Annotated in this window: 18 protein-coding genes and 1 pseudogene; 7 read left to right on the top strand and 12 right to left on the bottom strand. The window is 48.5% G+C overall.

Features of this window, described 5'->3' with window-relative positions:
* Positions 1 to 15: 15 nt before the first annotated feature.
* From skT53_RS16110 to skT53_RS16085, 6 genes are all read right to left on the bottom strand, one after another.
* The gene (locus skT53_RS16110) at positions 16 to 1,440 is read right to left on the bottom strand and encodes a P-loop NTPase family protein (RefSeq protein ID WP_200758813.1); all 1,425 of its coding nucleotides are present in this window, start codon (positions 1,438 to 1,440) and stop codon (positions 16 to 18) included.
* 98 nt (positions 1,441 to 1,538) lie between these two features.
* A complete protein-coding gene (locus tag skT53_RS16105) occupies positions 1,539 to 1,910 on the bottom strand; it encodes a hypothetical protein (RefSeq protein ID WP_200758812.1) in 372 nt (123 codons plus the stop codon).
* 115 nt (positions 1,911 to 2,025) lie between these two features.
* On the bottom strand, positions 2,026 to 3,744 hold the full coding sequence (gene cysI / locus skT53_RS16100) for an assimilatory sulfite reductase (NADPH) hemoprotein subunit (RefSeq protein WP_200758811.1): 1,719 nt from the start codon (positions 3,742 to 3,744) through the stop codon (positions 2,026 to 2,028).
* A 33-nt stretch (positions 3,745 to 3,777) separates the two neighbouring features.
* Positions 3,778 to 5,625: an assimilatory sulfite reductase (NADPH) flavoprotein subunit gene (locus skT53_RS16095; protein ID WP_200758810.1), complete on the bottom strand. Its 1,848-nt coding sequence runs from the start codon at positions 5,623 to 5,625 to the stop codon at positions 3,778 to 3,780.
* A 242-nt stretch (positions 5,626 to 5,867) separates the two neighbouring features.
* Complete coding sequence (locus skT53_RS16090) at positions 5,868 to 6,725, bottom strand: alpha/beta fold hydrolase (RefSeq protein ID WP_200758809.1); 858 nt, start codon at positions 6,723 to 6,725, stop codon at positions 5,868 to 5,870.
* A gap of 30 nt (positions 6,726 to 6,755) precedes the next feature.
* Entirely contained in the window at positions 6,756 to 7,145 is a 390-nt protein-coding gene (locus skT53_RS16085) for a hypothetical protein (RefSeq protein ID WP_200758808.1), read from the bottom strand.
* A 338-nt stretch (positions 7,146 to 7,483) separates the two neighbouring features.
* On the opposite strand from skT53_RS16085, the gene skT53_RS18625 reads away from it, so the two are divergent.
* The 3 genes from skT53_RS18625 to skT53_RS18615 are packed head-to-tail and all read left to right on the top strand — an operon-like array spanning position 7,484 to position 8,546.
* Entirely contained in the window at positions 7,484 to 7,804 is a 321-nt protein-coding gene (locus skT53_RS18625) for a COG3415 family protein (protein ID WP_226375256.1), read from the top strand.
* Positions 7,801 to 8,385, top strand: a complete 585-nt coding sequence (locus tag skT53_RS18620; protein WP_226375255.1) for a hypothetical protein — start codon at positions 7,801 to 7,803, stop codon at positions 8,383 to 8,385. Before skT53_RS18625 ends, skT53_RS18620 begins: the two co-directional genes overlap by 4 nt.
* Positions 8,268 to 8,546, top strand: coding sequence for a transposase (locus tag skT53_RS18615; RefSeq protein ID WP_226375459.1), 279 nt, complete (start codon positions 8,268 to 8,270; stop codon positions 8,544 to 8,546). Before skT53_RS18620 ends, skT53_RS18615 begins: the two co-directional genes overlap by 118 nt.
* A 41-nt stretch (positions 8,547 to 8,587) precedes the next feature.
* Here the strand turns inward: skT53_RS18615 and skT53_RS16075 are convergent, their stop codons facing one another.
* Both skT53_RS16075 and skT53_RS16070 read right to left on the bottom strand, forming a co-directional pair.
* Complete coding sequence (locus skT53_RS16075) at positions 8,588 to 10,486, bottom strand: sigma-54-dependent Fis family transcriptional regulator (RefSeq protein WP_200758807.1); 1,899 nt, start codon at positions 10,484 to 10,486, stop codon at positions 8,588 to 8,590.
* 315 nt (positions 10,487 to 10,801) lie between these two features.
* The gene (locus tag skT53_RS16070; RefSeq protein WP_200758806.1) at positions 10,802 to 11,524 is read right to left on the bottom strand and encodes a tyrosine-protein phosphatase; all 723 of its coding nucleotides are present in this window, start codon (positions 11,522 to 11,524) and stop codon (positions 10,802 to 10,804) included.
* Positions 11,525 to 11,761: 237 nt separating this feature from the next.
* On the opposite strand from skT53_RS16070, the pseudogene skT53_RS16065 reads away from it, so the two are divergent.
* Positions 11,762 to 12,089 (top strand): annotated as a pseudogene (locus skT53_RS16065) (helix-turn-helix domain-containing protein); the annotation flags it as partial.
* 161 nt (positions 12,090 to 12,250) lie between these two features.
* On the opposite strand, the gene skT53_RS16060 reads toward skT53_RS16065, so the two are convergent.
* The 3 genes from skT53_RS16060 to skT53_RS16050 all read right to left on the bottom strand — a co-directional run bounded on the left by skT53_RS16060 (position 12,251) and on the right by skT53_RS16050 (position 16,361).
* Positions 12,251 to 13,492: a hypothetical protein gene (locus skT53_RS16060; RefSeq protein WP_200758805.1), complete on the bottom strand. Its 1,242-nt coding sequence runs from the start codon at positions 13,490 to 13,492 to the stop codon at positions 12,251 to 12,253.
* Positions 13,493 to 13,605: 113 nt separating this feature from the next.
* Positions 13,606 to 15,492 carry a molybdate ABC transporter substrate-binding protein gene (modA, locus tag skT53_RS16055; protein WP_200758804.1) on the bottom strand — a complete coding sequence of 629 codons (1,887 nt, stop codon included), beginning with the start codon at positions 15,490 to 15,492 and terminating at the stop codon, positions 13,606 to 13,608.
* Between the two features lie 62 nt (positions 15,493 to 15,554).
* The gene (locus skT53_RS16050) at positions 15,555 to 16,361 is read right to left on the bottom strand and encodes an ABC transporter permease (protein ID WP_226375254.1); all 807 of its coding nucleotides are present in this window, start codon (positions 16,359 to 16,361) and stop codon (positions 15,555 to 15,557) included.
* A 118-nt stretch (positions 16,362 to 16,479) separates the two neighbouring features.
* On the opposite strand from skT53_RS16050, the gene skT53_RS16045 reads away from it, so the two are divergent.
* The 3 genes from skT53_RS16045 (at position 16,480) to ku (ending at position 18,317) form a co-directional block, all read left to right on the top strand.
* Positions 16,480 to 16,818 (top strand): DsrE family protein, encoded by a 339-nt coding sequence (locus skT53_RS16045; RefSeq protein ID WP_200758803.1) that lies wholly within the window; start codon positions 16,480 to 16,482, stop codon positions 16,816 to 16,818.
* 97 nt (positions 16,819 to 16,915) lie between these two features.
* Positions 16,916 to 17,224 carry a hypothetical protein gene (locus tag skT53_RS16040; protein ID WP_200758802.1) on the top strand — a complete coding sequence of 103 codons (309 nt, stop codon included), beginning with the start codon at positions 16,916 to 16,918 and terminating at the stop codon, positions 17,222 to 17,224.
* A gap of 223 nt (positions 17,225 to 17,447) precedes the next feature.
* Positions 17,448 to 18,317 (top strand): non-homologous end joining protein Ku, encoded by an 870-nt coding sequence (ku, locus tag skT53_RS16035; protein ID WP_200758801.1) that lies wholly within the window; start codon positions 17,448 to 17,450, stop codon positions 18,315 to 18,317.
* On the opposite strand, the gene sda is transcribed toward ku, so the two are convergent.
* The gene (sda, locus tag skT53_RS16030; RefSeq protein WP_226375253.1) at positions 18,318 to 18,482 is read right to left on the bottom strand and encodes a sporulation histidine kinase inhibitor Sda; all 165 of its coding nucleotides are present in this window, start codon (positions 18,480 to 18,482) and stop codon (positions 18,318 to 18,320) included. It lies immediately after the preceding gene.
* Positions 18,483 to 18,527: the final 45 nt, after the last annotated feature.

The following is an 18,527-nucleotide window of genomic DNA, read 5'->3' as shown; positions in this document are numbered from 1 at the left end:
CTCGCACATCGTTTGTTAATTTCCGATAATCAGGAAACGCTGATTTTTTCGAGTGAATTCGTCCACAACCAGTGGCGGCAGAATCCGTTTCGCCAAAATCTGAAACGGTCTTCGTAACATGGATTTACCGACAGCTGTTTGTATCGTTTTCTTGCCTTCCCAAAGGGCCATTAGCGGAATGTGCGACAAATCCTGAATGGCTGTGACAAATTCAATTCCCGTCCGCTCCGATACGATCTCCGGCGTTATGTATTCGTCCAACGCAGAATCCCATTTGTTGCCGATCAGCACTGCTTTCTTACGGCTATTTAAGCGCTCAATAAAGGGGATCAAGCGGGAAAGCCGATTGTTCATCTGAATCGGATCACCGGTCATGACAATCCAGATTTCATCCGACTGCCGGATCGATTCTTCCGCCATCGGACTCTCCCAGTTGTTTGACAGATCTGCGAACAGCACCGGAAACTGCTTGGTGAAATAAAACAATTTGACCGCTTCCTCCGCCGAAGCCTCAGGTGTTGAATGCTTGCCCTGCGGGAAGCAATGCACATCGTCCCGTTTCCACTCGATTCCTTTTTGCAGATGCCCCTTGTCCCGCAGCTGTTCCAACCAGGAAATCCACCCGTGTGGGGCGCCCGCGTCCCCATCCAACAGATCGTACCAAATCGGCGGATCGGCCGATGATTCAATAACCGCCACTGGAATTTGATTCTCCGCTAAATAAAAGGAGAAATTATCTGTCAAAAAAGTGGCCCCCGCCTGCGGATGCAGGCTGATTACCGAAATCATTCTGGCTGGAACGGACAGATATTTGGAGCCGCCGCCGGAACCGGCGCCTACACTGCAGCCGGGGCTCTCTTTGGATTCATCCCGGGAAACAGCAACTTCCACCTGCTGCCGGTTCTTTGCAGTGTGCAGACCAAACGAAAGAAAAGGCGGGCGCTCCGGTTCGGATTCTCGCCAGCGAACGGTTGGATCAAAATGACGAAGAATCTCCAGTTCCGATTCGGTTAATGGCTGCCGATAGGCGGTTATCAGATCGGCTGCCTGCAGTGGTTGGCGATTTGTGCCACGCAGCAAAATATGGCGGATTCCCATCTCAACCAACTCAGAGAGAAACGGGTGGCCGACCGTTTCCTTGCTTAAAACGAGCATTCTCACAGCAGGAAAACGTGATTTTATCATTCGCAGCTGGTCGGCCAAACTCTCCAATTTATTGTCCGGGCCCGTATACGCCAGATCGCTTGCCAAAATGATGCCTTCTACCGCCGCACCCTTTTCATTCAGACGATCCAACGCCTCTGTCAAACCGCCAAGTGAATCGATGAGGTCCGCTGTCGAATAACCCGATTTTTCAAAAATGCGCTTGATCTCCTCCCGAAACAAAGTGCTCGGGGAAGCAACCAGCAGATGGGTTTGCTTTTCATGATCCGTAATCACTATAGCGCCGTCCTTTCCGTTCCGCCTTTCGCCTGTAATACAAAAAGCACACATTTCCCATCAGGAAAATGCGTGCTTCGCATTCGGCCAACTTTTGGCTACAAGATTTTCAGATGTTTTTCGTCTTCCCATTCGACCGCCATATCGTCAATTTGCGATCCATCCGGATTCAATCGATAGGTAATCGAAATGTGTCCATAATCGATCCGTTCATATTGCTGCAGGGCGTCTTCAACCAACGCGAGGAATTGTTTGATCATTGCCGGGGTCATTCCCGCTTCCGGAACCGCCAAATCGAACCGGCTGCCGCCGATCAGGCGAAGTTCGTTTTTGCGGAAAATCTTTTGAATCTGCCCGTTGCGAACAAAGAATTTTAACGTACCCCGGCTTCTGGTTTGCAACTGCTGTTTGCATTCGGAAAGAATTTGCAGTTTCAATTGATCCGCCAAAATTGCATTGCTACCCCGCATCCCCACAAATCCCCTTCCAAACGGTTTTCCTATCGTTTGAAAAGTATTTTACATCATTTATGCAAATACAGCAATATTATTGATTGTATTTTTTATCGACAGATTGCGACAACCTTTACTCATGGTAGTCCAATCCAGAGCGAACTTCTTTGACATATCCGGCACGGATGACAAAATCACCGAAATGTTCGCCTTCATGCCGTTCCTGCGCATAGTGATGGATGATCGGCCGCAGCGTCTCCAGGATCTCTGTTTCGCCGATGTTTTCGCGGAACAGTTTGTTCAAGCGCTGCCCGGCAAATCCGCCGCCCAGATACAAATTATATTTGCCTGGCGCCTTTCCCGTAAACGCGATTTCAGCCAAAGCCGGCCGAGCGCATCCGTTAGGGCATCCGGACATACGAATCACGATTTCCTCTTGACGAAGGCCGACCTCATCCAGGATTACCTCGATCTTCTCCAGCAGAGCGGGAAGGTAGCGTTCCGCTTCCGCCATCGCCAGCCCACAGGTGGGCAGTGCCACACAGGCGATAGAATTCCTCCGTAACCCGGAATGTTCCAGACCGTCGGTAAGCCCGTATTGCTTGACCAGCTCTTCAATCTTAGGCTTTATCTGGCTGGTAACGTTGGCGATGATGAGGTTCTGGTTCGGCGTAAGTCGAAAGTCCCCAGAGTGAATCTTGGCGATTTCGCGCAGGCCGGTCATCAGAGGGGTATCCCCATCCACAATCCTTCCGTTCTGGATAAAAAGGGTGAGATGCCATCTGTCGTTACTCCCCTTCACCCAGCCAAACCGGTCACCGTTTCGTTCAAAATGGTAAGGCCGAGCTTCGTCAAGCTTCCACCCCAGCCTGTCATGGAGTTCGGTCATAAACCACTCTATGCCACGGTCGTCGATCGTGTATTTGAACCGGGCGTGCTTCCGGACGGAGCGATCGCCATAATCCCGTTGGATCATGACCGTCTTCTCGGCCAAGTCAATAATCCGGTCCGCCGGGCAGAACCCAATCACTCTGGCCACTTGCGGATACGTCTTCTCATCTCCGTACGTCATCCCCATACCGCCTCCGACCGCCACGTTGAATCCCAGCAGCCGTCCTTCTTCATAAATGGCTATCAGGCCCAAATCCTGGGAAAACACATCCACATCATTGGTCGGTGGGACCGCAATTCCGATTTTGAATTTTCGCGGCAGATATACAGGCCCGTAAATGGGCTCCACTTCTTCCGCAGCCTCCCGGCTGTCTACCACTTTTTCCCCGTCGAGCCAGATTTCATGATAGGCGGTTGTCTGCGGCTTGAGGTGTTCACTAAGCCGCTTGGCCCACTCGTATACCTCTTCATGAACTTCCGACTGGTACGGATTTGGATTACACATGACATTGCGGTTCACATCGCCGCAGGCGGCCAACGTGGTCAACAGCGCATCGTTTACCTCGCGAATCGTCTTCTTCAGATTCCACTTGAGAATACGGTGGAACTGGAAGGACTGCCGAGTGGTCAGGCGCAGCGTACCGCCTCCATAGTTTTGGGCCAGACGGTCCAGAACCAGCCACTGTTCCGGCGTAACAACACCGCCAGGAGCCCGCACACGCACCATGAACCCGTAGGCGGGTTCTAACTTCTGCCGTTTGCGTTCGTTGCGCAAATCTCGGTCATCCTGCATATAGCTCCCGTGGAATTTCGTCAACCGTTCGTCGTCATGGGGGACGGAACCGGTGATTGGATCTTCTATCGACTCTGAAAGCGTCCCTCTCAGGTAGCGACTCTCGCGCTTGATACGCTCCACATCGCTGGGAGCCCCCTGAGACAGACCCATTGGATTTTGTGCCATGCCCTTCCCTCGCTTTCGTTCTTGATGTATGTCTTAGTACACATCACGCTGGTAACGCTTCTGCTGCTGCATGTCAGACAGATAGGCCAGAGCTTCTTCCCTGCTCATACCGCCCTCTTGTTCCAGAATCGTGGCCAGCGCAGCGTGAACGTCATGTGCCATGTGCTTCTCATCGCCGCAAACATATACATGGGCCCCTTCCTCCAACCACCGGAAGAGATCCTTGCTTTTCTCCAACATGCGGTGCTGCACGTACACCTTCTCAGAGGTATCGCGGGAGAAAGCTACATCCATCCGCGTCAGGACTCCCTCTTTAAGCCACTTCTGCCAGTCGAGCTGATACAGGAAGTCCGTACTGAAGTGCTGATCCCCGTAGAACAACCACGTTTTCCCTTTGGCACCGATCTCCTCACGCTCTGCCAGAAAGGCCCGAAAAGGGGCCACACCCGTTCCCGGACCGATCATAATCACGGGTGTATCAGGATCGGAGGGAAGTTTGAAATTCGGATTGTGATGGACGTAAACCGGCAAGGTGTCACCCGGCTGTACACGGTCTGCGCAGTACACGGAGCAGACGCCATACCGCTCTCGTCCGTGCGCATGGTAACGCACGGTTCGGATGGTGACGTGCACCTCGTCCGGGTTAGCCTTTGAACTGCTGGCGATCGAGTAGAGACGTGCCGGCATTTTCCGCAGGATCGGTACGAATTCGCCTGCAGGCAGCCCCCGCAGTGAGAAATCCTGCACCAGATCTAACAGATCCCTGCCGTTAAGATAGGTTCTGAGTTCCTGCTCCCGTCCTGGTTCCAAAAGCTCGCGCAGCCCGACGCTTGAAGACAGCTGGGCCGTTTGCTCCATTAAGGGCTTTGTCAACACCGTGATCTCGTAGTGGGAGAGCAACGCCTCCCGAAGTGCACACTCTTCACCCTTTTTATTCACCAAAACGGGCTCATCAGGATTCCAGCCCATGGCACCAATCAGTTTGTCCACGAGCTCAGGGGGGTTTTGCGGGTAAATGCCCAAACAATCACCCGGTTCATACTGCAAATTGGATCCTGCAAGGGATATTTCGAGGTGCCGGGTTTCCCGATTCGATCCACGGCCGTTAAGATTCAAATTCTCCAGGACCTCCGCATAAAATGGGTTAGTCCTCGAATAAACGGCCTCTGTTGCCTGTGCTTTTTGCAGCGCTGTATTAGCTTCCGCTGCGACAGAAGGAACCTCTTGCGTTCCACTCAGGGCGCCCAAGACGCCTTCAAACCACTCTGCCGCAGGTTCATCGAAGTCAACGTCACAATCCACACGCGGGAAAAGACGCTGACCACCCAACTCCTCCAAACGTCTGTCGAAATCCTTGCCGGTTTTGCAGAAAAACTCGTAAGAGCTGTCTCCCAAAGCGAGCACGGAATACCGCAGGTCCTCCAAACGAGGCGCTCTCTTGCTGTGGAGGAACTCAAAGAAAAGCAGGGCGCTGTCCGGCGGCTCCCCTTCCCCGTGGGTGCTCACCACAACCAACAAGTTTCGGAGATTCTTTAGATTCGTAGGCTTGAAGTCGCCCATGGAACTGAGTGTTGCCTGAAAACCTCGCTCTTCCAGCTTTCGGGAAAACTCCTTGGCCAAGCCTTGGCTGTTGCCGGTCTGCGATCCGAAAAGCACCGTCACCTCCCGGGAGGCTGTGGCGTGATGGGTTGGGCCTGTTGCCACCGCGACTGCCTGAGACAGCGCCTGAGCAGATACAGACGTTTGCAAAGATCCCGCTGCATGCGCGGAAAGATATCCGCTGAGCCATATCTTTTGTGTCTCCGTAAGCGTTGGCAGGAGGCGATTCAGGAGTTCTATCTGCTCCTGATTAAATGGACTGTTCATAACCTGAAGTTGCAACAATATTCACCTCACATAGGTCCACAATTAAAACCTAGTATTCTGATAGGATTAAACAAATAATCGTTTTTTAGTATCATACCACGAGAAGCTGGTGACGACCAGACTTCTTAAAAAACAATTTCCTTCAAGAAAAAATGAAGTCTGAGTCAAGACTAATTCTCGTAAATTAGAAAGAGCCATCCACGATGGGAAGTCGTGATGGCTCTTATGGGACATCAAGCTATTTGTGGGCCTCTTTTTTACGCCTTTGCCGTGCGAATCATATCCAATGCTTGTTTTAGGTACTTTCGGAACACTTCGTGGTTTTCACTCATCGGGAAGTGCCCGATGCCAACCATTTCGACAAACTCGGCATTTTTAATTTGGCTTGCGGTACGCCTTCCATCTTCAGGGGTGGTGAGATAGTCGTAATCTCCTGTGAGCATGACAACTTTGACTTTGTCGCCTTGAATTTGATCAAGCTTTCCACGAAGGTCATGATCAACGGAGTAGAAATACAAATCACCCTTAAACGCTTCCGATCCTTGAGAGTAATAAAACCACGTTGCCCACCGATCTTTATCTGGTGATTGTGGAGCCATTAAATCCCATACCCCGCTTGCACACACTTGAGCGGCATTAGCATGCGGATGATGCCACCAGTCAAGATAGAACCCTGGAGAGTAGTCGGCAGCTTCTACAGGAATGACGGCTTCAAAGCGATCAGGGTAGCGTAGGGCAAGCTGAAGAGCTACGTTCCCCCCAAAAGATGATCCCATGAAAATGGGTCTTTCCAACTCGAGTGCATCACAAAGGGTGACGATAAATTTGGTGTAGAAATCAGCAGTCAATTTATACTCTTCCTTCCACCACTCGCGGTTAAGCGGAGGATCGGATTTTCCGTGGCGTGGCAGGTCATAGGCAATGATACGATAGTTTTGCGTGAGTTCTTCATCTTCAAGAAGCCCCCGCCATTGATGGTTGTGACATCCTGCGGTATGCTGACAGACAATTGGTTGTCCTGTTCCGTTTTCCAAATAAAATACTTTATACTCATCTCCATCGACTTCGATTGTGACATAGCGACCAGTTACAGGTGAAATTTTAGCTTTTGGCATAGTTTATTTCCTCCTCTTTAAGTTTTTAGTTTAAACTGGAACTCCGACGACACGGAGAAGCTCCAATTGGGTTGTTATGCAGCGAAGATTTTGCATTAAAACAAGCAGGTCACCTTCCAATTTCATATCACGCTTAAAACTTGCCGCCCAAATGCCATGATACATCGGCGGTGGAGTGGGCTGAGAAAACTTGCGCCACGTATCTGCGCTTGCACGAATGGCAAATTGATAATGATCAAGAGGATCAGGGTCAATGGTAATTTTCTCAATTTTTCCCGCGTGGGTTTGAATTAGGAACTTTTTTGTCTCCATATCCAACAGATACGAGCAGGTAAAAAACTTTCCGTGGGCGTTCAGCTCTTCATTTGTGTCATTAGTCTCTTTAAAATGAGTAGACCATTGATCTGCAGCAATTGTCATATCAAATCTCCTCCTTAAATTTTGTTAGTAGAGCGTGTTGTTGATGTTCTCTACTTGTCTATTGGATAAAGCAAAAAACATGCCAATCCATCAAATATTCGTTAATATCAAAAAAAACAGTATTCTCAGGTTGTAATGATGTTGTTCATGTACCCTTATTCTACCGTATCTGTTTCATGGTACATTCGGTGTCCGGACAACGGACATTAAAAAACAAGACAACTCAATGGACATGAGTTGTCTGAACACCGACACTAGTATAACGTTTTGAAAATACTATAAGTTTATGCCAGAATACGATATCCTTGGTATAGAGATCCAGTCGGGAGAGGATACCAATGGCCGCCTACTATAAAAAACCTGTACTTGTACTTTCAGAAGAAGAACAGACTATGCTTCGACAAATCAGTCAATCTCGCACCGCCCAAGTTTGTCACGCTGAACGTGCTCGTATGATATTGCTTGATACAGAGGGCCTGAGTGTGCCCAAGATGGCTGCTCAATTACACACGAACGTACCTAAGGTAGACCGCTGTATTAAAAAGGCATCGCAATTGGGCGTAAAAGCTGCGCTGGATGATCTTCAGCGCTCCGGCCGACCTGCCGCGAGATTTGGACATATCGGTTACTCACCCGTCATATTCGGGAACACGCGGTGAAGCAAGGACATCCTAGCGTAGCACAAATAGGTGTTGGTACGGTCTCTCAAATTCTCTCCCGCCAAGAGATTCGCCCACATAAAGTCACGTATTACTTACAGCGGCGCGATCCGGACTTTGATGCGAAGATGGCGCAAGTGCTCTGTGTGTATCAACAAGTCCAATGGGCTCTGGAAGATGATACGTTCAGGCCGGTATATGATGTGATGGTATCTTATGATGAAAAGCCTGGTATCCAAGCCATTTACACAACGGCTCCAGATTTGCCTCCTGTCCCGGGTAAACATGCTTCGACCGATCGCGACCCTGAGTATGTCCGCCACGGTACGTTGAGCGTATTGGCAGGGATCGACTTGCTGACAGGCGAAGTGATCGGCACGGTAGAAGAACGTCATCGCAGTAAAGATTTGTTGATTTTCTTAAGAAGCTGGATGGTCATTATGACCCTGGGCTTCGCATTCAAATTATCTTGGATAACCACTCTGCCCACACCTCCAAAGAAACTCGAGCATACTTGGAAACCGTGCCTAATCGCTTTGAATTTGTGTTCGCTCCCAAGCACGCCTCTTGGCTCAACGTGATCGAGGCCTTTTTTTCGAAGATGAGCAGAAGTGTTTTACGCCATATACGTGTACACTCCAAAGAAGAACTGAAGCAACGTATTGAGCTTTATCTTAAAGAAGTAAACGAAAATCCGATCCCTTTTCGTTGGAAGTATGGACTTGAGTCTTTCGCTCAATAACATAATTTACGTTATTTTAAAAACGATCTACCAGATCGGCATTACATACTGTATTTCTCCAATTTACGATATAAAGCGCTTCGTGAGATATTCAGTTGTCTGGCAGCTTGAACACGATTACCATTGGCAATTTTTAAAGCCAATTCAATACGTTCCCGTTCACTCATTTTTATCTTGGCTGTTTCACCAAAATCCAAAAACTCTTGTACATGACGAGCATCAAACTGATCCTGTTCATGAAGGTATGTAATTCTCTCGATGACATTCCGAAGCTCACGTAAGTTACCGGGCCATGCATAGTGTAGAAAGAGTTCCATGGCTTCTGGAGTAAACGTGATAATATTACGCCACGCTTGTTCACAAGATGCGGAAAGCATCTGATTAATCAACAGTTCCAAATCTTCCGGCCGTTCTCGTAACGGGGGAATGTGAACAGTAAATACATTGAGACGATAGAACAGGTCTTGCCGGAACTCCCCTTTTTCTACCAATAGCCACAAATCCTTGTGGGAAGCGGCGACAAAACGTACATCCACAGGAATGGGAGTTGTGCTTCCTACTCTCGTGATTTGTTTTTCCTCCAGAGCACGAAGAAACACAGCCTGCAGTTCGAGAGGCATGTCTGCAATTTCATCCAAAAACAAAGTGCCTCCATTCGCTGCTTCAATTTTTCCGGGGTTTCCCTGCTGTTTGGCCCCGGTAAAGGCTCCCGGTGCATAACCAAAAAGTTCAGAAGCAATTAATTCTTTTGGCAAAGAGGCACAGTTTAGAGCAATAAAAGGTTTACTTCGCCTGCTGCTTTCGCGGTGTATCGCTCTGGCCATAAAATCTTTACCCGTGCCGCTTTCCCCTTGGATAAGAATGCATGCCTGACTCCTGGCAGCTTTTGCAGCTACATGCAACGTTTTCTTAAAGAGAGGATTCTTCGTTTTAAAGGCAGCATGCACTTCGGATTGTTCTTCTTGTGAAGGTTTTGCCACAGGATAGGTGATTTTCTTTTGCGTTTCGGGCGTGACCAAAACAACCGTGGCCAAGTTTTGATCCTGTTTCGTTAATTGTTTAGATTCAAGCAGGTATCTCTGTCCTTGCAGGAAGATCTCCGCTGTTTCTTCCGAATGGCTTTTCATTTGGTAGATTACGTGATGTTCCTTGGTCTGTGAAGAAGGGTTTAATCTTTGATTTTCCTGCTGGAGCAGATGGATAAACTCGGAAGCCAGTTTATTCTTATGTATAATCTTTCCCCATTTGTCGAAGGAAAGAATGCCTGTGGACTGCAAATTGATATCCCAAGAATGTAAGAGAATTTCGGATAATATCTCTTCCCTTATTCTGTTTCTCTCATAACGTAATCTTTCTGCCACAGCCCGTGCTCCTGAGACCGCTAACGTGAACAGTTCACGTATGTCATTTCCCGGACCCACCCGACATACGTCGAACACCCCCATAAATTCTCCATCTACATATATTGGGCAGGCTGAGCAATCCCATATACGAAAGGCGGTACAAAAATGTTCCGTGGCTGATGTGGCCATAGCGGTGCGAGTCCTCAGGGCTATGGAAAGTCCGGTGGACCCAACATTATCCTCCATCCATCTTGCACCGGGAGAAATGCCTCCACGATCGCATATTTGCTGCGCCTTCGCATCCGCCATCATTTCGATCAAATACCCATCCGCATCGGCGAGAAGGAGCAGGTAACCACCACCCTTTAAATGGTTGTACAGTTCTTCCATCACTGGAACAGCAGCCGCCAATAGAACTTCGTTTTTTTCACGTCTCTTGATGAACTCATCACTACTGATGTGAGAAGCAACCTGATCCAATTCATGAGAAATACCTAACTGCCTGCACCTTTGCCATGAATCCAAGATTTCCTTACGAACATTCACGCGGGTTTCTCTGTTAAGCACAAACTGCTGCCAGGATTGCGTAACGTTCAAACTGTATCCCTCCCTAGGTAAGAATAACTATCAAAATATCATAGTATTCAAATATTTTTGAATTAATTGTATAAAAGTAAATCTGTCCCTACAACACGTATTTTGTTTTTACTGCCAACTTCTTTGTCGCAAACAGCTCTATACTTGGGCCATGTAGTATATTGGCGGTGCTGATGGCCAAGGTTGAGATAAGTAAGGATGGCAATATTACCATCCATTACAACCTTAAGAATCTAATGCTGAAGGGGGTTTAATCAAAACCGAGGGGATGCTTTTCTTATCGACAGATTGCGACAGCAGATTCAAATCCAACACCTAAACCTGTATGTTCTCCCCGTTGATTACCGCCATCGCATTAGAATGGAAGCGATCTGTCTCCTTTTTGGAAAACAATTCTGCCAGTTTTTCAAAAGCGCTGCGCAATTCCGGTCTTTTTCCTGAACAATTATGCGCATCCGAACCAATGACATGAACAAACCGATTTTTAATAAATTCGACAGCCGTTCTTTGCATAAGGCCGCCAGACTGACCTGTAATTGAGCGGGCTGTCAATTGAGAAATGACCCCGTGTTCAATCCAGTTTTGCAAAATATCCGGCCGCTTTCGAAGCACCATATTCCTTTCCGGGTGGGCGATAATAGGGGTAAGTTTGAGTTTTTTCAATTTATCTATCTGTTGATCGAATTCTGCCGGAATTTCATGGGAGGGAAGTTCCAGCAAAATGTACTTTTTGGCGTTGCAATAGGTCATACAATGATTTTGTTCCAGATGAAAAAGCAAATCCTTATGCAGGTGGATTTCCGAGCCCGGATGAATGCGTATTGAAATGTTGCGCGCATCCAGTTCTGTCTGCAGCAGTTTAACAGACTCCAGGATTTTTTCGCCCGAAATCTGATGCAACCCGTTATACGTATGCGGGGTTGCCACAATATCGGTGATACCATCCGCTGCCGCTATCCTTGCCATCTCAATCGATTCTTCCATCGTCATAGCGCCGTCATCCACCCCAGGCAACAGATGGCAATGCATATCGATCATAATGCTCCCCCGCCAATTGGATAGTTCTTTCGTTACCAGAATATCACAAAAATTGGAATACTCGCTATTAGATATCCACCAACAGTTTCTCTTTTTTACACCTTTCAATCTGCGCACGTTGAATGGACGAAACCAGTTGCTGTTGTTGTTGATATCGTACAAACACATATTTTAGTTTTTTTATAACGTAGTATAATAAGATTGAATTAATACTCTGTAAAAAAGAAGGGATATTTTTTGATTGGTAAAAAAATACAAAATTTGAGGCAACTCCATAAAATGTCCCTGACCGAACTGGCAGATCGGGCGGAGTCGCAAAATCCTATCTCAGTTCCATTGAACGGGGAATTCAACAGAACCCTTCCATTCATTTTTTGGAAAAAGTGTCCCATGTATTGGGTACCGATATTCAAACGTTATTGGAAGGCAGCTCACAGCCGGATACTGAGCCGCTGATGAAGATCGGCTGCAGCTTGCGAGAGATGCGATGGCTTCCGGAATTTCCAAAGATCAATTTCGCGAGTTTCTTGAATATCAAAAATGGCGATTGCAGAGCAAAGATCAATTTCGCGAGTTTCTTGAATATCAAAAATGGCGATTGCAGAGCAAAGATCAATTTCGCGAGTTTCTTGAATATCAAAAATGGCGATTGCAGAGCAAAGATCAATAGCCCAACTAAAGCCGCTCCAGCAGCTTTAGTTGGGCTTCTTTCGCCTTTCTTAAACATTAGCTCAGAAAAGTCGATTGTGCGTTGGTTCCTGCAAATCCACTCATATTCATTCCATAACCGGATTCACGCGCAATGTCTTGCCGTACACTCTGTACATTGGTTCCTGCAAAGCCCGGTGACATCAATGCTTGTGCGCCTGGGCCCAAAGTTACTGCACCTTGGTCCGTGCCTTGTCCACCTTGGCTCATGGCCATAAATTGTGCCCCTTGGCCCGTACCTTGCGCGGTGCCGAATTGCCCGGAAAACTGGCTTCCCATACCCATTCCATAGCCGGATTCACGCGCAATGTCTTGCCGTACACTCTGTACATTGGTACCTGCGAAGCCCGGTGACATCAACGCTTGTGCGCCTGGGCCCAAAGTTACTGCAGCTTGGCCCGTGCCTTGTCCACCTTGGCTCATGGCCATAAATTGCGCCCCTTGGCCCGTACCTTGTGCGGTGCCGAATTGCCCGGAAAACTGGCCTCCCATACCCATTCCGTAACCGGACTCACGCGCAATGTCTTGCCGTACACTCTGTACATTGGTTCCTGCGAAGCCCGGTGACATCAACGCTTGTGCGCCTGGGCCCAAAGCTACTGCACCTTGGCTCGTACCTTGTCCACCTAGGCCCATCGCCATAAATTGTGCACCTTGGCCCGTACCTTGCGCGGTACCGAATTGGCCGGAAAACTGGCTTCCCATCCCCATCCCCATACCCATTCCATAGCCGGATTCACGCGCAATGTCTTGCCGTACGCTTTGTTCATTGGTTCCTGCAAAACCCGGTTGGAACATCGCCTGCGCTCCAAATCCAAACTGGCCAAATTGATTGCTTTGTTGATTCACGTTACCGTATTGGGTACCTCCAAATTGGGAAGTGGCACCTATGCCGTAGCCGCTTTCCTGTGCGATATCTTGCCGCACTTTCTGTACGTTGGTTCCTGCGAAACCAGGTGACATCAATACGGATGCAGCGGGTCCGAGAGACATTTGGTTGCCGGATTGGCTGCCCGCTCCAAACTGAGCGCCCGAACCAAATCCAAAGCCGGTCTGCCCCATATTCTGCTTTACCGCCTGTGCATTAGTGCCTGCATAGCCCGGTTGGAACATTGCCTGCGCACCGTAACCCGCCTGCACACCACCGAAGCCGCCCATTTGTGAACCAGCATTGCTGTAAGCCAGGTCCTGTGCAATGTCTTGACGAACCTGCTGCGGGTTTGTTCCAAAGCCTGGTTGGAACATGGATTGTTGTAGCATTCGTTAATTCCTCCCTAAGTGAATTGTTGGTAAACTCACAGAGGGTAGTTTTTCCACAAATGAAGATCATATCCTCAAAATATTCATCCAAAAGAAAAATTTTTTTACACGCCTTATTTCAGGTTGTCGTACCCGTATTTTTGAAACAATTTCTGGCCTTCTTCCGACAGCATGAATTTCTTCAGTTCATTCGCCAATTCAGGATTGGGCGTATTTTTCATGACCGCGATATAGTTTGTCGCAGCCACATTGTAGCGTGGCGGGATTTCAATGATGTCCAGCTTATCTGCAAAATTTGGCGTTACATCCGTACGATAGACAATTCCCGCGTCCGCCTCGCCCAAGGCTACTTTTTGCAGCACCTGTTTGACATTTGACTCCATGGAGACCACATGCGACATCACTTCTTTCGGAAACTGCGGCCCCAGATCCTGTTGGCTCGCCTTCTCAAACACTTGCCTGGTATATTTGCCGATCGGTACAGAATCCGTCCCGATGATCAATTTTGACGGTTTTGTCGCCAAATCTTGCAAGGAATGAATTCCTGCCGGATTGCTTCTCGGAACGACGATCACTTCATGTCCGCGTGAAACCGGGTCATACCGGTCAATTAATCCTTCATTTTGGACGGCCTGTATATGATCCTGATCGGCTGACAGGAAAAGATCTGCTTTTGCGCCGTTTTCCAACTGTGTTCGCAGCACCTGTGTACCTGCGTAAGTAGCTTCCAATTGCAATCCGGGGTGCTGATTTTTGAATGCGACAATCGTTTCGTTGAACGGGTCGGTGGCATTGGCCGCCACAAACGCCACCATGTGGATCTGATGGCTGCTGTTGCCCGATTTTGCGGAAAACAATCCAAAACCGGCCACAAAAACGACTGCTGCCACCAGTCCCAATAAGGAGGCGATCAGGCGTTTGCGACCTTTTGGCGCGATTTTGGCATTCGCGGTTTGCGCATCACCATTCCCGTTGGAACGGGAGAAGGAAGATAAGGAAGGCGTCACCAGGCGTACATGATCCGGATGTACGGTTACGTGTACCGTATCGCCCGGTTGATAACCCCTGCTGTTCAACTGATCCGCCTGTATATCGGCAAAAAACGGTTCCGAGCCCTCGATATGCAACCGGGCATATCCTCCAAACCGGGTGATATCGGAAATCTTCCCTTGCCATTCATAGCCGCTTGCCGTCGGTTGAAAACTGACTGCCACCGACCAGGGATGAAACGCGGCATGCGTTTCTTTTGCGGAATCCGGATGATTGGTGGTGGCACGGGCAGGAACGGGCAGCAGATTGGTGCCGGTAAATTCCGCTACGAAAGAGCTGGCCGGATACTCTGAAATCTCCCTGTCGGTTCCTGACTGGAGAATCTCACCATGGTCCATGACTGCAATCCGATCCGCCAAAACACGCGCATCCTCATAGTCATGTGTGACAATAATCGTTGGGATCGACAGTTTGCGCAGGATTTCTTTCAGTTCCGTCCTGACAAACGAACGCGTCGAAATATCAAGCGCGGAAAGCGGTTCATCAAGCAAGAGAAGTTGCGGACGCGTCACCAAGGCACGGGCCAGTGCCACACGCTGTTGTTCACCGCCTGACAACATGGCCGGTTTGGCTTGCGATAATGATTGGATGCCCAAAAAGTCAAGTGTTTCATTCACCCTGGCCATTTTTTCTTCCCGGTCAAGTCGGGAAATACCGTATGCCACGTTTTCCGTAACGGTGAGATGGGGAAACAGCGCATAGTTTTGAAATACATACCCGATGTTGCGATGCTCCGGCGCAAGATTTATTTTGTTTTGCGTGTCGTACAACACCCGGCCGTTTAAATGGATGAAGCCTTCATCGGGGGCCAAAAGCCCGGACAGCATTTTCAGCGTGGTGCTTTTGCCGCAGCCCGAATGTCCGATCAGGACCAGCGTCTCTTTGTCAATCTGGTGTGTGATATCAACTGTAAAATTACGCAATTGCTTGCGAAGTTGAAACGATAACAACAAGACCCACTCCTTATCTCTATACGAACTCACATACCACGTTTACATCGTGTAAAAGTGGACTAACGGGCCGACACTGTCTGCCGCATCCGTCTGTCAATGAAGCTGACCAATAAAAGCAACAAGAATGATACGGTCAACAACAAGGCAGAAATGGCAACCGCTACATCGGCGTCCGATTCCATAGCCGTATAGATGGCGAGCGGCAGCGTCTGCGTTTTGCCCGGCAAATTTCCGGCAAACATCATGGTAGCCCCGAATTCCCCCAACGCTCTTGCCCAGCCGAGCGCAATTCCAGTCAGTAATCCGGGCAGGGCAAGCGGCACCGTTACCCGCCAAAAAGTTCGCCAAGGGGCAACGCCAAGCGTCCTTGACACGTCCAGCAATTGATTGTCTACCGCTTCAAACGCCTGCCTGGCAGTCGTAATAAAAAACGGAGCCGCCATAAAAACTTGCGCCATTACCACTGCGATGCGAGTAAACGGAATAGAAAAACCGAACAAGGAGAACGTGCTGCCGAGCAGCCCTTTTTGCCCGAATACAAGCAAAAGGCCTACCCCGACAACGGCAGATGGCGCCACGACTGGCATTTGCAGAGCTACTTCCAGTACCTTTTTACCGCGAAAATTGCTTTTGGCCAACAAATAAGCAAGCGGTGTCGCGAATACCACAATCACAATCATCGCCACGACAGTGGTCTGCAGGCTGAGAGAAAGCGCTTTAAAAGACAGATCGCTATGCAACTTCTCTAGCAAAAATGCAGGATCTTTTGATATAAAAACGGAAATCAGAGGCAACAGCAAATAACATATGATCAGGAAGATCATTATATATAACGGGATGTGGCCATTTCTTCCTACCAAGCCCACAAATCAACACTCCTTCAGGATTGTGCAGTTTTTAAGTCATATTTGTTATTATACATATAACGATTAGTTTTTGAACTGCCTCAAAAGATTCCAAAAGAAACAGGGGAGGATTTGTGTTATGCGAAACAAAATAGTTCTGCTGCTTTCCGATCAACTGGGACAAGGGGATCGTGGGCTGGGACAAACCGTGTTGGAAACTTTTTTTGTGCTTCTGAAACAGCAGGAAGAAAAACCGGCCGCCGTATTCTGTATGAATCGGGGGGTGTATGCTCTTACCGATCAGTCATTGGCCTCTGTTCACTTAAAGGAACTGGCTGATGCAGGAGTTCCCGTGCTGGCCTGCAAAACCTGCGTGGAGTTTTATCAGTTGGCGGATCAACTGACGGTCGGGGAAATTTCGGGGATGAATTATTTTCTTGAATTGGCAGGGAAACACGAGGTTCTGACCATTTCCTGAAAGGGTTATTATCCTGATTTATTCACGGGAATGGCAAAACTATTCTCTTTTCGGACACCCCTTTTATCATGTATCATGAAGGTAAGGAGGGGAGCCCATGTCATTTGACATCTTGTCGTACGTCCGGGAAGCAAAAGAGGAATTTGATCGCACAGTTGCATGTAAACATACCTCATTTGATGACCTTTACCCATATATGATGGAAAATCAGTCATTTTTCTGGTATAAACGTCATGCGGCGTGGGCCAGTCTCTTGACAGCCGTTCGAATTGCGGACGGCATGGGAGCCAACTGGCGCGATGTGTTCACCTTAAAACAACTTTCCATGGTCACAAACAAAGTGTTAGACAAACAGGTTTTGGACGACTGGCTGGAAACCAGCGAGACTGACATTACGGTCGAATAAACCAAATCGCAACAGCAATAAAGAAGACTGCCCCGCACGATACGGGAATACTTTACAGTAATCTCCGTCGTACAGGGCTTTTTGTTTGCCCGTTTATGCTGCCTTTTCATCGTCTGCGGTTCACACCGGAGTAAGCCGCACAAAACAGGGAACCCTAAGAATCAAGAAAACTTGGCTTTCGCCAAGACTTTAGCACAGATCGACTAAAAAGGGGCGTCCGATCATGCGATCGATGTGGAAAGGGAGCATCAGTTTCGGGCTGGTAAACATTCCGGTCAGTCTGTTCAAAGCAACGGAAGATCATTCCACAAGCTTCCGCAATCTTCATGAATACTGCAAACATCCAATACAATATAAAAAATGGTGCCCCGTATGTGACCGCGAGGTGGAAGCAAAGGAGATCATCCGCGGCTATGAGTACGCACCGGGCAACTATGTTCTTATAACGGATGAGGATCTTGACCAGCTTCCTCTGCCGACTTTAAAAACGATCGAGATTCTCCATTTTACGGACAAGGACAGCATTGACCCTATTTTTTATGAAAAGGCCTACTATTTGGGACCTGGCGAATATGGCGCAAAACCCTACAAGCTGCTGTATGAGGCGATGCGGCAAACCAACAAGGCAGCGGTTGCCAAAGTGGCTTTTCGAACCAGCGAGCACCTGGCCGTTATTCGCCTGCATCAACATGCGCTGGTCATGAGCATGATCCATTACCCGGCGGAAGTACGCGCGGTCAGTGAGGTCCCGGGAATTGAAAATCTGACAGGGATGGAGGTCAGTGAAAACGAACTGCAGATGGCCGTCCGTTTGATTGAGGAAATCAGCAGTCAGTTCCGCACTGATTATCAAAGCAATTATGAAGCCGCATTAAAGGAATTGATCGCAGCAAAAGTTCAAAATGCGGAAATAGACCAGCCACAAGCCGCGCCCGCCAGCAACGTAGTGGATTTGATGGAAGCATTAAAGCGGAGCTTAGCCGCAACGGATAAGGAAACAAAGACAGCAGCTTCCGACCGTAGAGCTCAAAATCCGAAGGCGGTTGAAACGGACGAGCAACCCAAACGGAGGCGGCGGAAAGTCACCAGCTAATCAGGTTGGCAGTAGTTCAATTGCATTCTGCAATCCGCGCCGATAAATTTCTTCCAGCAAATATTGCACAAACTCATCATCCAAATTCAGTTCCAACGATTTTTCATAACAGTCCAGCAACGTGTGATCCGTGAGTTGTTTCAGCATAGCGATCACCTTATTCACGATATGTGTAACTCCTAATCCCCCCGTTTCGTGAGGTTACTACTA

The sequence above is a fragment of the Effusibacillus dendaii genome, from assembly GCF_015097055.1.
GTDB classification, from domain to species: Bacteria; Bacillota; Bacilli; order Tumebacillales; family Effusibacillaceae; genus Effusibacillus; species Effusibacillus dendaii.
The sequence above is the reverse complement of the archived record's forward strand: the minus strand, read 5'-3'. Positions and strand labels throughout refer to the sequence as shown.